General features: G+C 67.3%; 16 protein-coding genes. 6 read left to right on the plus strand and 10 right to left on the minus strand.

Annotation, left to right across the window (positions count from 1 at the left end; translation table 11 throughout):
• The first annotated feature begins 20 nt into the window (after window positions 1-20).
• Genes AC1DS0_RS07870 through AC1DS0_RS07880 form a run of 3 tightly spaced genes read left to right on the plus strand, consistent with a single transcriptional unit; the run spans window position 21 to window position 2769 of the window.
• A complete protein-coding gene (locus tag AC1DS0_RS07870) occupies window positions 21-1118 on the plus strand; it encodes an ABC transporter ATP-binding protein (RefSeq protein ID WP_476813815.1) in 1098 nt (365 codons plus the stop codon).
• Entirely contained in the window at window positions 1115-1981 is an 867-nt protein-coding gene (locus tag AC1DS0_RS07875; protein ID WP_476813816.1) for an ABC transporter permease, read from the plus strand. The genes AC1DS0_RS07870 and AC1DS0_RS07875 overlap by 4 nt, the downstream gene beginning before the upstream one ends.
• Window positions 1978-2769, plus strand: a complete 792-nt coding sequence (locus AC1DS0_RS07880; protein ID WP_476813817.1) for an ABC transporter permease — start codon at window positions 1978-1980, stop codon at window positions 2767-2769. Before AC1DS0_RS07875 ends, AC1DS0_RS07880 begins: the two co-directional genes overlap by 4 nt.
• A gap of 72 nt (window positions 2770-2841) precedes the next feature.
• On the opposite strand, the gene AC1DS0_RS07885 is transcribed toward AC1DS0_RS07880, so the two are convergent.
• The 4 genes from AC1DS0_RS07885 to AC1DS0_RS07900 form a co-directional block, all read right to left on the minus strand.
• Window positions 2842-3783, minus strand: a complete 942-nt coding sequence (locus AC1DS0_RS07885; protein ID WP_476813818.1) for an ABC transporter permease — start codon at window positions 3781-3783, stop codon at window positions 2842-2844.
• Window positions 3780-4877, minus strand: coding sequence for an ABC transporter permease (locus tag AC1DS0_RS07890; RefSeq protein ID WP_476813819.1), 1098 nt, complete (start codon window positions 4875-4877; stop codon window positions 3780-3782). The genes AC1DS0_RS07885 and AC1DS0_RS07890 overlap by 4 nt, the downstream gene beginning before the upstream one ends.
• Entirely contained in the window at window positions 4874-6406 is a 1533-nt protein-coding gene (locus AC1DS0_RS07895) for an ABC transporter ATP-binding protein (RefSeq protein WP_476813820.1), read from the minus strand. The genes AC1DS0_RS07890 and AC1DS0_RS07895 overlap by 4 nt, the downstream gene beginning before the upstream one ends.
• 63 nt (window positions 6407-6469) lie before the next feature.
• Entirely contained in the window at window positions 6470-7444 is a 975-nt protein-coding gene (locus AC1DS0_RS07900; protein WP_476813821.1) for a BMP family protein, read from the minus strand.
• A 305-nt stretch (window positions 7445-7749) separates the two neighbouring features.
• On the opposite strand from AC1DS0_RS07900, the gene AC1DS0_RS07905 reads away from it, so the two are divergent.
• Together AC1DS0_RS07905 and AC1DS0_RS07910 are read left to right on the plus strand one after the other, a co-directional pair.
• Entirely contained in the window at window positions 7750-8412 is a 663-nt protein-coding gene (locus AC1DS0_RS07905; RefSeq protein WP_476813822.1) for an FMN-dependent NADH-azoreductase, read from the plus strand.
• Between the two features lie 14 nt (window positions 8413-8426).
• On the plus strand, window positions 8427-9314 hold the full coding sequence (locus tag AC1DS0_RS07910) for a polysaccharide deacetylase family protein (protein WP_476813823.1): 888 nt from the start codon (window positions 8427-8429) through the stop codon (window positions 9312-9314).
• Here AC1DS0_RS07910 and AC1DS0_RS07915 read toward each other — a convergent pair.
• Together AC1DS0_RS07915 and AC1DS0_RS07920 are read right to left on the minus strand one after the other, a co-directional pair.
• Window positions 9292-10224 carry a LysR family transcriptional regulator gene (locus AC1DS0_RS07915; RefSeq protein ID WP_476813824.1) on the minus strand — a complete coding sequence of 311 codons (933 nt, stop codon included), beginning with the start codon at window positions 10222-10224 and terminating at the stop codon, window positions 9292-9294. The two genes, AC1DS0_RS07910 and AC1DS0_RS07915, sit on opposite strands and share 23 nt — an antisense overlap.
• 13 nt (window positions 10225-10237) lie before the next feature.
• On the minus strand, window positions 10238-10852 hold the full coding sequence (locus AC1DS0_RS07920) for a DUF1989 domain-containing protein (protein WP_476813825.1): 615 nt from the start codon (window positions 10850-10852) through the stop codon (window positions 10238-10240).
• Between the two features lie 109 nt (window positions 10853-10961).
• On the opposite strand from AC1DS0_RS07920, the gene AC1DS0_RS07925 reads away from it, so the two are divergent.
• Window positions 10962-11837: a LysR substrate-binding domain-containing protein gene (locus AC1DS0_RS07925; RefSeq protein WP_476813826.1), complete on the plus strand. Its 876-nt coding sequence runs from the start codon at window positions 10962-10964 to the stop codon at window positions 11835-11837.
• A 25-nt stretch (window positions 11838-11862) separates the two neighbouring features.
• On the opposite strand, the gene AC1DS0_RS07930 is transcribed toward AC1DS0_RS07925, so the two are convergent.
• Genes AC1DS0_RS07930 through AC1DS0_RS07945 form a run of 4 tightly spaced genes read right to left on the minus strand, consistent with a single transcriptional unit; the run spans window position 11863 to window position 15122 of the window.
• A complete protein-coding gene (locus AC1DS0_RS07930; protein ID WP_476813827.1) occupies window positions 11863-12555 on the minus strand; it encodes an RraA family protein in 693 nt (230 codons plus the stop codon).
• A 14-nt stretch (window positions 12556-12569) separates the two neighbouring features.
• The gene (locus AC1DS0_RS07935; RefSeq protein ID WP_476813828.1) at window positions 12570-13355 is read right to left on the minus strand and encodes an SDR family oxidoreductase; all 786 of its coding nucleotides are present in this window, start codon (window positions 13353-13355) and stop codon (window positions 12570-12572) included.
• Between the two features lie 24 nt (window positions 13356-13379).
• Window positions 13380-14213 (minus strand): aspartate dehydrogenase, encoded by an 834-nt coding sequence (locus tag AC1DS0_RS07940; protein WP_476813829.1) that lies wholly within the window; start codon window positions 14211-14213, stop codon window positions 13380-13382.
• Window positions 14214-14234: 21 nt separating this feature from the next.
• Window positions 14235-15122, minus strand: coding sequence for a polysaccharide deacetylase family protein (locus AC1DS0_RS07945; protein WP_476813830.1), 888 nt, complete (start codon window positions 15120-15122; stop codon window positions 14235-14237).
• Between the last annotated feature and the right edge of the window lie 5 nt (window positions 15123-15127).

Below are 15127 nucleotides of genomic sequence, written 5' to 3' on the forward strand. Positions count from 1 at the left end.
TATCCGGCAAAGCGGATGACATGAACGCATCACAAGACAAGGCCATCCAGGTCGCTTCCGTCTGCAGGCGCTATGGCGACGTCACGGCAGTCGACGACGTCTCCTTCGACGTTGGCCATGGCGAGTTCGTCTCGCTGCTCGGTCCCAGCGGCTGCGGCAAGACCACGACCCTGCGGATGATCGCCGGCTTCATCATGGCGAGCGATGGCACCATCCGGGTCAATGGCCGGGATGTCACCCATCTGCCGCCGGAGAAGCGCGAGGTCGGCTTCGTCTTCCAGAACTACGCATTGTGGCCGCATATGACGGTCGCCGAGAACGTCGCCTTCGGCCTGAAGCTGCGCAAGCGCGACAGGGCCTTCATCGCCCGCAAGATCGAGGAATCGCTCGGGGTCACCGGCCTGTCCGGCTATGAGGACCGCCTGCCGCGCCAGCTCTCGGGCGGCCAGCAGCAGCGGGTCGCCTTGGCTCGGGCGCTGGCGCTCGAGCCGCAACTCCTCCTGATGGACGAGCCGCTCAGCAATCTCGACCGCGCCTTGCGCGTCGCGATGCGGCGCGAGCTGAAGCAGCTGCAGTCGCGCCTGAAGATGACGACGCTCTACGTCACCCATGATCAGGAAGAGGCGCTGTCGATGTCGGACAGGGTCGTGATCATGAATCGCGGCAAGATCGCCCGCATCGCCCGCCCGGCCGAGGTCTATGACGATCCGCAGTCGGAATTCGTCGCCGATTTCGTCGGCACCACGAACTTCTTCGATGGGCTGGTCACGGCAGCGTCGGGCGGGGTTCTGACCGTGCGCACCCGCGGCAATCTCGATTTGCGGGTCGCGGTGTCGCTGTCGGCCACTATCGGCGAGCAGGTCCGCGTGCTGCTGCGTCCCGAGCGCATCCGGATCTATCCGCCCGGTCAGGACGGGCCCAACGTCTTTCCCGGCCGAATCAGCTTCGTCGAATATTACGGCCCGACGATCCGCTACACCGTCCAGCTCGACGGCGGCGAGAGCGTCTATGTCGAGACGCATCATGCGGGCGGCGCGGCTGCGATCGGCGATGACGTTCGCATCGGCGTCGAGCCCGGCGATTTCAGGTTGATCCGCAGCGAGGGAGGCCGGCCGTGAGGAAGGGGGCTGCCGCTCCGCTCCTGCTCGCTCCGGCGATGGTGGCGCTGCTGATCTTCGTGGTCATGCCGTTGCTCTGGGTGGCGCGGACCAGCTTCAATCAGGGCGTCGACGGCGCCTACATGGTCTCTGCCCTGACCATGGACAATTATGTCCGCTTCCTCGGCAGCTCCTGGTACCTGATCAACACGCTCTGGTTCTCGATCCGCATCGCCATCATCGCGACAGCGATCTCGGTGCTGCTCGGCTATCCCGTCGCGCTCTACATCGCCGGGACGCGCGGGCTGCAGAAGAGCATCCTGATGACGATGGTGCTCGCGCCGCTGCTGATCGGCCTCGTCACCCTGGTCTATGGCTGGATCGTGATCTTCCGCGGCGGCGGCCTGCTGAACTCGCTGATGATCGCGATCGGCGTGTATGACCAGCCGGTCCGCTATATGTGGGACCTCAAGGGCGTGATCATCCTGCTGGTCTATATCGGCATGCCCTATATCGTGCTCTCGCTGCTGGACTCGATCGAGCGCATCAACCCGTCCTTCGTCGAGGCGGCCCGCAATGTCGGCGCCAATCGCTGGCGCGCCTTCTGGAGCATCACCTTCCCGCTGACGCTGCCTGGCCTCTATGCCGGCCTGGTGATCGTCTTCACCCTGAACTTCTCGGCCTTTGCGGTGCCGCTGATGGTCGGCGCCAACGATACGCAGATGATCGGCCTCGTGATCTACCGCGAGGCGCTGCTCAACAACGACCTGCCCTTCGCGTCGAGCCTGTCGGTGATCATGATCCTGGCCAATGCGACGATCCTGACCGGCATGGCCTTCCTGTTCGGCAAGCTGATCCTCAACCGGCTGGAGGCGAAGCGATGATGCGGCTCGACCTGGGTGCCTTGGCGCTGCGGCTCGTCACCTATCTGGCGATGGGCTTCCTGTTCTTCCCGATCCTGATCACCCTCCTGGTCTCGGTGAACCCGCAGGAGTTCATCCTGCCGCCCTCCGGCTTCACGCTGGAATGGTTCCGCCAGGCCTGGACCTCCGACAGCTTCGTGCGCGGGATGGGGGTGAGCCTCTGGCTCGGCGTGGCGGCGACCCTGATCGCCAATGCGCTGGCCTTCATGGTCGTGCTGGCGATGGTCCGTTACGATTTCCGCGGCAAGGCGCTGATCAACCTCCTGATCATGTCGCCGCTGCTGATCCCGACGACGATCTTCAGCCTTGCCCTCTATGTCTTCTTCGCCCGGCTCGGCTTCGGCTCCGGCATTCCGGCGCTGGTCATCGGGCATTCGATCCATGTCCTGCCCTTCGCCGTCCGCATCCTGACGGCGAGCATGCAGAATTTCGATCTCTCGCTCGAGGAAGCCGCGCGCAATGTCGGGGCGGGGCCGGTGCGGACGATGGTCTCGATCACCCTGCCGGTGATCAGGACGGGCCTGGTATCGAGCCTGGTGCTCTGCTTCGTCCTGTCCTGGAACGACTTCCCGATCTCGGTCTTCCTGGCGCCGGCGGGCTGGACGCCGCTGCCGGTCGAGCTCTTCTCCTACATCAAGTTCCAGTACGACGCCGTCGGGGCGGCGCTCGCCAGCTCGCTGATCCTGATCTCCATCGTGGTGATGGTCGTCATCGACCGGCTATCGGGCCTGCGCCGCGTGCTGCGCTGAGGTCTGGCCGGGCGTTCATCCGCAAGCCTTGAGGTCGCAACTCCGGGTGATCCAAAGCCGATCGGCGAGCAGCTAGCGCTGCTCGCGCAGGTAAGCCTGCCCCGCTGCCGCCGGCTGGCGCGAATGCCCGATCGTCCAGGCGAGCGCTGCGATCGAAACCAGATAGGGCAGGATCTGGAAGATCTGGTAGGGCACGCCGGGAATGGCGAACTGCAGCCGAAACTGCAGCGCATCGCAGAGCCCGAAGAACAGCGCGGCCAGCGCGACGCCGGCCGGATGCCAGCGGCCGAGGATGACCGCGGCGAGCGCGAGAAAGCCTTTCCCGGCACTCATCCCGTCCGAGAAGATGTGGACCTGCGCCAGGACGAGATGGCAGCCGCCGAGCGCCGCGAGCATGCCGGAGAGCATGAGTGCGAGATAGCGGATACGGATAATCGGCAGGCCGGCGCTGTCGGCGGCACGCGGGTTCTCGCCGATCGCGCGCAGGGCGAGTCCCCAGGGCGTCAGGAAGAGCAGGGCGGCGACGAGCAGGCAGAGCGCGACGAAGGCATAGGTCAGCGCATCATGTGCGAACAAGGCCGGCCCCAGGATCGGCAAGCCAGACAGTGGCCCGAGATCGAGCGCCGGGAATCCAGCGACCTGCGTGCTGGTGGTGAGTCCGAAGACCGCACGTGCAAGAAAGGCCATCAGCCCGGCACAGAAGATATTGACGGCAATGCCGGCGACGAGCTGGTTGACCCGGAAGGTCACGGTCAGCAGGGCGACGAGGAGGCCGCCGACCGCGCCTGCGGCGATGCCGGCGACGAGGCCGATGAGCGGCATGCCCGTCGCATGGGCTCCGGCGGCCGCGGCGAGTGCGCCGGTGAGGATCAGGCCTTCGAGCGCGATGTTGTAGACACCGCTGCGCTCGGCGATGACGCCGCCCAGTGCGGCGAAGGCGATCGGCATGGCAAGGCGGACGGAAGCCGCCAGCAAGGCTGCGAAGAAGGCGGCGTCGAAAGCAAGATCGGTCATGGCACGGCCTTTCGCGTGCTGAGGTTGACCGGCTCGCCCGCTGCCGGTTTCGAACGGAGGAAGGCGAGCAACGACGCCGGCGAAGGCTTCCAGGCAAGGCCGGCAGCGACGTTCATCACCACAAGGCCGAGGATCGCCTCGACGATGCTGCCGTCGAGGCCGATGGCGCGCTGCATGCTGCCGGACCCAGCCTTCAACGCCGCGATCAGCAGTCCGGCGAGCGGCACCAGCAGCGGCTGTGCACCTGCCATGAAGGCGACGACGATGCCGTCGAAGCCGTAGCCGGCGCTGAACAGATGGAAGAGCCGGTATTTCAGGCCGACGATCTCGAGCCCGCCGGCAAGACCGGCAAGACCGCCGCCGAGCGCCATCGCGACGACCATCTGGCGCTCGACCGCGATGCCGGCATAGCGCGCGGCTTGCGGGTTACGGCCGATCACATCGAGTGCGAGGCCATGGCTGGTTCGGCTGAAATGAACGTGCAGGACGAGCGCCAGCACGAGGCCGAAGAGCGCGCCGAGATGGGCGTCGGTCTGCGGCAGCAGCATCGGCAAATGCAGGTTGGCGGGCAACTGCTCGGAGAACGGATAGGGCGCCCCTTCCGCCAGCAGCGGGCCGCTGACGGCATAGCTGACGATGTGGATCGCGACGAAGTTGAGCAGCAGGGTGACGATGACCTCGTTGACGCCGCGATACGCCTTCAGCGCGCCTGCGATCGCGGCCCAGGCCGCTCCGCCGATCACGGCGCTCGCCAGGACGAGCGGAATGCCGAGCCAGGGCGGGCAATCCGGCAGGCCAAGCCCCGCCAGCGTGGCGCAGAGGCCGCCGATATAGATCTGGCCTTCCCCGCCGATATTGTAGAGGCCGGCTCGGTAGGGCAGGCAGACGGCGAGGGCGGCCAGCACGATCGGGCTCGCCTTCACCAGCGTGTTCGCGAAGCCCCAATAATCGGCGAAGCCCTCGCGGAAGAGCACGGCATAGGCGGTCAGCGGGTCGTGTCCGGCAAGCCCGATCAGCAGGGCGCCGAGCAGCAATGCAATCAGCGTCGCCCAGAGGCTGCGCAGGCGGATGGCGATGTCGAGAAGCGTGCTCATGCTGCGCGCTCCGCGGCGATGCCGGCCATCAGCAGCCCGATGCGCTCGGCGCTGACTTCCTGCGGCGTCAATTCGCCGGTGATGCGGCCGGCGCAGATAACGCCGATACGGTCGGCGACCTCCATGACATGCTCCAGTTCGGTCGAGATGTAGAGGATGGCGACGCCCTTCTCGCGTTGCGCCAGGATCTGGCGCTGGACGAAGGCGATGGCGCCGAGATCAAGTCCCTTGGTCGCCTGGGCGATGACGAGGATGCGCGGCGCGGCCTCGATCTCGCGCGCCAGGATGATCTTCTGCTGATTGCCGCCGGAAAGGTCGCGCGCCGCTTGCCGCGGCGAGCGCAGGCGGATGTCGTACTCCGCCGCCAGCCGCTTGCCCGTCGCCGCGATCGTCGCGCGGTCGAGCAGGCCGTGGCGCGAGACGGGTGGCAGGTCGAAGGAGCGCAGGACGAGGTTGGTCTCGACCGAATGGTCGAGCACGAGGCCGGTGCCGTGGCGATCCTCGGGCACGAAGCCGACCCTGGCCTCGCGCTGGCGGGAGCGGGCATCGAGCGGGCGGAGATCGCGGCCATCGGCCGTCATCTCGCCGGAGATCAGCGGCCGCAATCCAGTGATGACCTCGGCGAGTTCGCGCTGGCCGTTGCCGTCGATGCCGACGAGGCCGACCACCTCGCCGGCGCGGACGGTGAGCGATAATCCGTCCAGCGCGCGGGTTCCGCGGTCATTGTCGGCGACGAGGTCGCGCAAGACCAGGCGGTCCGCGCCGGGGCTCGTGCTGCGGGTGGTCGGCTCGACCGCGAGCTCCCGCCCAATCATCAGATGCGATAATTCCCTTGGCGAGGTGTCGATGATGCGGCGGCGGGCCACGACCTTGCCGGCGCGCATCACCGAGGCCTCGTCGGCAACCGCCATGACCTCCTCGAGCTTGTGGGTGACGAAGAGGATGGTGGTGCCGTCGGCCCGCAGGCGCCGGAGACTGGCGAGAAAGCCGTCGACCTCGCTCGGCGCCAGCACCGAAGTCGGCTCGTCGAGGACGAGGATGTCGGCGCCGCGATAGAGCGCCTTCAGGATCTCGACGCGTTGGCGCATCCCCATCGGCAGGCGCCAGACCTCGGCGGCGGGGTCGACCTCGAAGCCGATCTGCCGGCTCATCTCGGCAATGCGCGCCGCGTGCTCGGCCAGCCGCAATCGCGCCAGCGGTCTCCCGAGGCCGAGGACGATGTTCTCGGTGACGCTCAGCGCCTCGGCGAGGTGGAAATGCTGGTGGATCATGCCGATGCGATGGCGGATCGCATCGGCTGGGGAATGCAGCGCGATAGGCTGCCCGGCGATGCGGATCTCGCCCTCATCCGGCCGGTAGAGCCCGTAGAGCACGTTCATCAGGCTGGTCTTGCCGGCGCCGTTCTCGCCGAGGACGGCATGGATGCTGGCCTTGGCGACTGTGAGGTCGACGCCGTCCAGCGCCCGAAAACGTCCGAACGCCTTCGAGACGCCGTCGACGACGAGATAGTCATGCTCGGACACTGCCATCCGATCCTCCCTCGCTGGCCGGCGCGCTCTTGCGGCGCGGCCGGCCTCACGCTTGCTTTTGATTCAGACGGGCTGGACGGCGAGCTGGCCGGACTTCATCCGCTCGACCAGCACTGCGATCTCGGCGACGGTCCCGGGCGGGACCTTCGGGCCGAAGCTGCCGAGGCGCACAGCCTGGGGCATGGTGATGTCGAACTTGTAGTTGCGGCCGGCGATGCCCTCGGCCTTGGCCTTGGCCAGCATGGCGAAGAGCAGGCCGCGCACGTCGAGAATGGCCGATTGCAGCATGATGTCCGGCCATTTGGTGATGGCGTCGTAATAGAGCCCGAAGGCCATCGCGCCTTTCTCGCGCACCGCCTGCAGGCTGCCGGCAGTAGCGCTGTCCATGGTCGGCCAGACGATATCGACGCCCTGGGCGAGCTGGTTGACGGCGGCTTCCTTGCCCTTGGCGACATCGTCCCAGTCGCCGGTCCAGGTGGTGACGACCTGGCCGTCGCTGCGGGCGGCGCGGAAGCCGGCCTCGAAGCCGGCGACGCTGTCATTGGTGAACTTGAACTTCTGCGCCGCGATGATGCCGACCTTGCCGGTCTTGCTCATCCGTGCCGCCAGGAAGCCGAGCAGATAGGCCGGCTGCGAGAAGTGGAAATCGGCCGTCGCGACATTGGCCGAAGGGCGCAGGCCGTTGGTGACGAGGAAGCTCGTCTTGGGAAAGCGCGCGGCGACGCGGTCGACTGCATCCTGGAATTCGCCGCCATGACCGATCACCAGATTGTAGCCGCGCCTGGCATAGTCGGAGAGCACCTCGACCTGCTGCGGCTGGTGCACCTTCTCGCTATAGGCGGTCTCGGCCTGCAGCTCCGTGCGGGCCTGAGCCAGCACCTCGAAGGCCGACTGGCTCCAGCCGCCATCGGCGATGCTGCCCGGCAATGCGATCGCCACCTTGAGCGGCCCGCCGGCGGCATTCGCCGATCGCGGCAGGGATGCGAGGCCGATGCTCGCCGCGAGCGCCGCGGCCATGTCTCGCCTGGTCAGGGTCATGCTGATCTCCCGTGCTGGAATGAGGACTGGGCTCCCCTCGGATCGTTTTCGGCCCATCCCGCACGATGGCAGCAGCACGCTCCGACTTCGGAAAGTGAGATTTGCTCAACCCGGCTTGAGAGATTCTTGGAATGGCCGGCAAAGCCACAAAACAGTGCTTCGGTAAGCCTTTGGCGTCGCCGGGACGCGTGATGAAAATCTCTTCAGAGCCCTGAAGAAAAACTCGTTGGTGCGACCACGGGCGGCAACCCATCTTCGTTGCAACCGGCGGGCCTGGTGGCCTGCCGCCTCAGTGAGGACCTGACATGACGACGCTTCTTCATCTCGACGCCAGCGCCCGCGGCGACCGCTCGCTCAGCCGCGCCTTGTCCAGGGCCTTCGTCGAGGCCTGGCTCGCCCGCGAGCCTAATGCGAACGTGATTGCCCGCGATGTCGGGCGTGATCCGCCGCCCTTCCTCAACGAGGCCTGGGTCGCCGCGGCCTTCACGCCCGAGGAGGCCCGCACGCCGGAGCACAAGGCGGAACTCGCCTTGTCCGACGAACTGATCGCCGAGCTCGCCGCGGCCGATGTGATCGTGATGGGCACGCCGATGTACAATTACGGCATGCCGGCGCAGCTCAAGTCCTGGTTCGACAAGATCATCCGGATCGGCAAGACCTTCAGCTTCGACCTGGCCCGCGGCGATTTTCCGCTCGAGCCGATTCTCAGCGGCAAGACGCTGGTGGTGCTGAGTTCGCGCGGCGAGTTCGGCTTCGGGCCGGGCGGGGTGCGTGCCGACATGAACCAGCTTGATCCGCATATCCGGACCTGCTCGCACTATCTCGGCGTCGAGTCGATCCATACGATCGCGATCGACTATCAGGAGTTCGGCGACGCCCGGCACAAGCGCTCGATCGCCGAAGCGCATGCCGCGGTACCGGGACTGGTCGACGAGCTGATCGCCGGCCGCCGCGCCGAAGCGGCCTAGGGAGGCGAAAGACCTTGATCCAGAATCCGATCCCGTGGCCGAACGGCGCGCGCTGCGCCTGCGCCATCACCTTCGACGTCGATGCCGACAGCCTGATCCATATCGCCAGGCCGAAGGACAGCTGGAACCGGCTCTATCCGATCACCATGGGGCGCTACGGGCCGACCGTCGGCGTGCCGCGCATCCTCGAAACCTATCGCCGGCTCGGCCTGAAGCAGTCCTTCTTCATCCCGGGCTGGACGATGGAGCGCTATCCCGATGCCGTCGAGGCGATCCTGACCGGTGGCCACGAGATCGGCCATCACGGCTATCTGCATGAGGACCCGACCGAGATCTCGCCCGAGGCCGAGCGCCGCGCCTTCGAAAAAGCGCTCGCCATCCACCGGCGGATGACGGGGCGCACGCCGCGCGGCTATCGCGCGCCGGTCTACAATGCGACGCAGGCGACGATCGACCTCCTGATCGAGCACGGCTTTTCCTATGATTCCTCGCTGATGGCCGACGACATCCCCTATCGGATGCGTTCGGGCGGCAAATATCTCTATGAGGTGCCGCCGCATTGGGGCTCGGACGACTGGCCGCCTTTCGCCCACTATGCCGAGATCGGCTACATGATGCCGGTGCAGCCGCCGGAGCAGGGGCTTGCCGCCTCCTTCGCCGAATTCGAGGCACAATACGAGGCCGGCGGCTTCTGGATGGGGATCTGGCACCCGTTCCTGACCGGGCGGTTGGCGCGCTGGGCCGTGGTCGAGCGCTGGCTCGAACAGGTACTGGCGACGCGCCAGGTCTGGTTCGCGCCGCTGGAAGAGATTGTCGCTTATGTCGAGCGGCTGGTCGCGGCCGGCGAATACCAGGTCCGGACCGAGGAACTGCCCTATTTCACGCAGCCCGTGGCAGGGTGAGCTCGGGCGCCTCGCGCCGGCGGAAGGCGGTGGCCTCGGCGCGCAGCCAGTCACGGAGCAGCACCGTCGAGCGCTTGCGCGGCGTTGCGCCCTCGACCAGCCGGAAGGCGAAGCCCGGCAGGCTGCCGCCGTCGAGGCGCACCAGGCTGCCGTTGCGCAACGCATCGTCGACGAGGACATCGCTGCACAGCAGCGGACCGAGACCGCGATCGGCGGCATGCAGCGCCAGCGTCTCCTCGCTGAACCAGGACTGGCGGAAGTCCGGCACCTTTCCCGGAAGCGCCTGCGCCAGCCAGGCCGGCCAGTCCGGGGTTTCGAGCGCGCGGTTCTTCCAGCGATAGCCGATCAGCGGGCGGCCGAGCATGTCGGCGATGCCTGTGCGGCCGCCGGCCGGGCAGAGGGTGCCGGAGGCAACGGCGATATAGTTGTCCTCCAGCAGAACATTCTGGCGCTGGTCGGCCGGCACCGCGCCATAGCGGATGGCGAGATCGATGCCTTCGGCGCGCAAATCCATCACCTCTTCGGAGGCGTCGATATGGACCGTGATCGCCGGGTGGGCGGCATGGAACGCATGCAGGCGTGGCATCAGCCAGCGCTCGGCGAAGGCGCGCGTGGTCGAGACGGTGACCGCGTCGGCCGAGCGTGAATCGTCGAGCAGGGCGAAGGCGTCGGCGAGACGGTCGAAGCCGTCGCGCAGCAGCGGGAACAGTGTCTCGCCCGATGCGGTCAGTGCGAGCGCCCGCGCCTGGCGTTCGAACAGCTTCAGGCCGAGCACGGCTTCGAGATGGCGGACCTGATGGCTGACTGCCGTCACCGTGACGCAGAGCTCGTTGGCGGCCTGGGTGAAGCTGAGATGGCGCGCCGTCGCCTCGAAGGCGCGCACGGCATTGAGCGAAGGCAGCTTGCGCATGTCGAGCCTCCCGTCAGGCGATCTGGTAGTGCGCGTCGGTCGGATGCATGGCGTTGACCGGGACCATGTCCTGCGGGCAGGCCGAGAAGACGATGATCAGGTCCATCTCGGCGCGCAGGGCGATGTGCTGGCCGGGCTCGCTGACCGGAGCCTCGAAGGCGAGGCTGCCATCGGCGCGCACCGGCACGTTCATGAACAGGTTGAGCGGGCTCGGCGTCAGCGGCACGGCAAGGCCGAGCGCAGCGAGCGCTGCCTTGAGGTTGTCGGTGCAGCTGTCGTGATGACCGTGCGCGCCGAGCTGGCGATAACGATGCTCGTCGCAGGCGGCGATCAGCATGTCGTGGATGCCGGGGGTGGTGTCCTCGACCACGGTCAGCATCGGGTTGCGGCGATTGCTGACCAGCGTGTCGCCGACCGCTGGCATCAGCTTCAGGATCGCGGCCCGGCTGTGCTCCATCGACAGATGCTCGTCGACATCGGCGGCGCTGAAGGCCCAGGTATCGACCACCTGCTTGCCATGGGTGTTGACGACGCGAACGCTCTCGCCGCGCCTGACCCTTGCGGCGACGCCGCTACGGGCCGGGATCAGTTCGAGCGCCGGCTGGAGCGCTCCGACCTGCTTGTTCATGGCGATCTCCTCGCTGGCTCATTCGCTATGCCGGCAAGGAAACGCTCAGCCGTTATGCAAATCCAATAATTTGATTTGGCTTCATTATTAGAAAATCGTATTAAGTGGCATGCGCCTGCGCCAGCTCGAATGCTTCCGTGCCCTGATGATCCACGGCACGATGACGCGCGTCGCCGAACTATTGGGGATCTCGCAGCCCGGCGTCAGTACGATGATCGCAGCGCTCGAACACGATTTCGGCGTGCCGCTCTTCGTGCGGCGGGGCACGCGGCTGCAGCCGACGCCGGAAGCGCATCTGATCTACGCCGAGGCGAGCCGGGCGCTCGAGGCGGTCGAGAACACCGTGCGGGTCGCAGGCGAGATCCGGGCCGGCAAACGCGGCCATCTCGCCATCACCGCCTATCCGAGCATCTCGATCGCCCTGCTGCCACGGCTGCTCTCGGTCTTCGCCGCCGAGCGGCCCGGCCTTCAGATGAAGATCATCACGCGAGCATCGCAGAGCGTGAAGGAGCTGATGTCGACGCGGACCTTCGACTTCGCCATCGCCGAACTGCCGCTCGACTATCCGACTGCGCAGATGGAGATCTTCAGCTATCAGTGCCAGTGCATGCTGCCGCTCGGCCATCCCCTCGCCGAGCGCGAGGAGATCACCCCGGCCGATCTCGACGGCGTACCCTTCATCAGCCTGTTCCGAGGCGATCCTGTCTACCAGAAGCTCGCCGCCGCCTTCTCGGAATATGGCGCGCGCTGGAATGTGGTCGCCGAGACGGAGTTCTTCTCCTCGGCCTGCGAGCTCGTCGCCGCCGGCATCGGGGTCGGGATCGTCGATCCCGTGGTCAGTGCGCCTTTCACGGCCGACGTGGTGCGCCGGCCGTTCCGGCCGGCGATCTCCTACGAGATCGCCATCCTGCATCCGCTGCACGAGGAGCTGTCGCAGCTCGCGCGCGAGTTCATGGTCCCGCTGCGCGAAGCTTTGACAGCCTGACCGCCAGCGATGGTCGAGCGTCCGGTCAGACGTGGCCGTACTTCGCCAGGGCGTCGGCGAGCGAGAGCCCGCGCGAGAGCTCCTGCCGGATCTTGACCTCGACGGCGGTCAGCCGCTCGGCCTCGGCCAGCACTTCCTCGATCCGCTCTGCCGGGATGACGATGGCGCCGTCATCGTCGGCGAGGATGAAGTCGCCGGGCTTGATCTCGACATAGCGGCTGGTCGCGCCGCGCATCAGCACCGGGACCTGGCTGGCATTGACCTTCCAGCGGCCGATCGACTGCACCGGCGTGCGATAGCGCGCATAGACCGGAAAGGCCTGCTCGCCGATCCAGCGAATGTCGCGGATACCGCCGTCGACGAGCGCGCCGACGCAGCCCTTCTCCTTCATGCCGATCGCGATCAGCTCGCCGAAATAGCAGATGCCTTCGCCGTCGCCGCTCCAGACCGTGATCTCGCCGGGCGAGACGCCCTGGCAGGCCTTCATCTTCTCGGCGTCGCCGCCGAGCGGGAACGGCGTCATCTGGCCGCGGATGGTGTAGGCGAAGCCGGCGAGCCGTCCGGTCGTCGCGGGGTAGGGCGCAAATTGCGGTGCGAGGCCCTGGTCCGGCAGGCCGAGCGTGTCGAGCACGTCGGCGACGTTGGATGTGTCGACGGCGAGGAAGCGGCGGCGGATGTCTTCGCGCCAGGTGGCGTCGCGATGCGGCAGTTCGGTCATGACCTCAAACCCTTTCAGATGCTCTGGAGATAGCCGCCATCGACCCGGACGACCGAGCCGGTGATGTAGGCGGCGCGGGCGCTGGCGAGGAAGGCGACGGCGTCGGCGTATTCCTCGGGCGTGCCGTAGCGGCCGAGCGGGATCGAGCCCGTGCTCTCGGCGACGATGTCGGCGAGCAGGCGGCCTTCGCGCTTGGCCTTCTGCTCGTCGAGAAAGAGGATGCGGTCGGTGGCGATCCGCCCCGGCAGGATGATGTTGCAGGTGATGCCGGACGCCGCGACCTCGCGCGCCAGCGTCTTCGACCAGCCGACCAGCGACAGCCGCAGGGCGTTCGAGATCGCAAGGTTCGGGATCGGCGCGACGACGCCCGAGGAGGTCGAGGTCACGATCCGCCCGAAGCCGCGCTCGCGCATGCCCGGCAGCACCTTGTCGGTGAGCGCGATGACGGAGAGCACCATCGCCTGGAACTGCGCCATCCAGGTCTCCGATGGCACGCCGGCGGCGAGGCTGGGCGGCGGACCGCCGGTGTTGTTGACGAGGATGTCGACGGGGCCGAGGGTCTCGCCGATCGCGGCAAGGTGCCCGTCGGCCTCGTCGAGGCGGCCGATGTCCCAGCGCCGCGCCAGATGCGGCGCGCCAAGGGCGGAGAGGTCGGCGGCCGTCGCGGCGAGCGCGGTCTCGTCGATGTCGGCGAGCGCGACCTTGGCGCCTTCCCTGGCGAGCGCCCTGGCGATGGCGCGGCCGAGCCCGCCGCCGGCACCCAGTACGAGCGCCGTGCGTCCAGCAATTCCCAGATCCATGATGGGTTCCTTGTAAGTCCTGGCTTACGAGCCGATGCGCAGGGGAGCGTCGAGCTTGCGCAGATAGGAGATGACCGAGAGTGCGGTGATGCGGCCGGTCTTGGGGTTGTCGCTCGGCACGTTCTCGATCGTCATCGAGAAGCTGGCGGAGTCGGCGTCGACCTCGATCGTGTGGGTGTTGCGGGTCAGCGCCGGGTCGGCCCAGATTTCCAGCGTCGTCCGGTCCGGCCCGATGCCGGCGAGCGAGAGCGCGACGGCGACGTTGAGATTGGCCGGAAAACCGATCGCAGCCTCGCGCGGCGTGCCGCTGAACACCCGCGTCGGCTCCCTGACATCGTCGAGGGCGATGTTGTTCTCGATGAGATAGGGCGCGCCGACGAGGCCGCGCACCGGCTTGCGGGTGATCATCCGGACCGAGCGGATCACGCCCTCGGCTGCAGCGGTGACGGCGTCGAGGCCGAGCAGGGCGCCGGTCGGCACGACGATCTGGCCACCATGCTGGCGGGCGATCTCGATGAGGCCCTCATGCGAGAGAATTGCGCCGGAGCTCAGCACGATCACCGTCTTGCCGGCGCGCAGGAAGGGCTCGGCGATCGCTGGCAGCAGGGCGGCCGGGGCGCATTCGACGACGATGTCGGCGAGCGCTTCGAGCTCCTCGATCGCCACCACCGGGATCGGCCGGGAGAGATGCGAGAGACGCTCGCGCGCCTTGTCGCGGTCGTTGGCGGAGACGGCGACGAGCTCGCAGCCGGGCACGCCCTGGTCGAGCACGCTGGCGATCTTGAGGCCGACGGCACCGAGACCGGCGATGGCGACCCGCCGGCGCGGATGCGCGCCGGGTGCAGAAGGGGAGGTCATGGGGGTTTCCTTGTCTTGTCGTCAGCCGGCCGATGGAGCCGGGAACAGGCTGGCATAGTGGCGCGCGCAGGCGCCGGCCGTGGTGAACCAGATGCGGTCCTGGTGTGTGTTGAGATGGTCGAGCACCCGGCGGAATTGCCGGATGCGGAAGGGCTGGCCGACGATGAAGGTGTGGATCGTCATGCCGTAGACCAGCGCCTGCTGCTCGGACTGGACGAGCATCTCGTCGAGATTGTCGATCGCCATGTCGGCGAAGGCCTGGGCGGTGCCGTCATGCAGCACGACCATCGGCACGTCGTTGACCTCGTGCGGATAGGGCATCGCCAGGAGGAGGCCACCCTTGGTCTTGAGCCAGACCGGCTGGTCGTCCATCGGCCAGTCCATGGTGTAGCCGTAGCCGGCCTCGGCGAGCAGGTCCTCGGTGTTGGCGCTGGGATGGGCGCCGGGGCTCATCCAGCCGGCGGGCGCAGCACCTTCATGGCTTGCGATCGCCTGCGTCGCCTCGGCGATCAGCCGCCGCTCGGCCTCGACCTCCATGCCGTTCTGATGCTCGGAATTGGTGCGGCCATGGGCGACGATCTCGTCGCCGCGGCGGCGATGGGCCGCGACCAGCTCCGGGCAGTGCGCGTAGCATTCGGTGTTGAGCAGCACCGAGAGCGGCAGGCGGTACTCGTCGAAGAGCTCGATCAGCCGCCAGCCGCCGACGCGGTTGCCGTATTCGCGCCAGGCCCAGTTGTAGGTGTTGGGGTGCTGGAGCCCTGGTGAATAGGGCAGGCCGAGCCCCGAGCCATAGGAAAAATGCTCGACGCAGAGCGCGACATAGACGGCGAGTCGCTTGCCGCCCGGCCAGGTGAAGTCCGGCCGGTCGACGATGGGCGAGTAGGGGAAGCGTCCGGGGCTGGGCAGCATGAGCG

Source organism: Allobosea sp. P4_H5 (genome assembly GCF_056400825.1).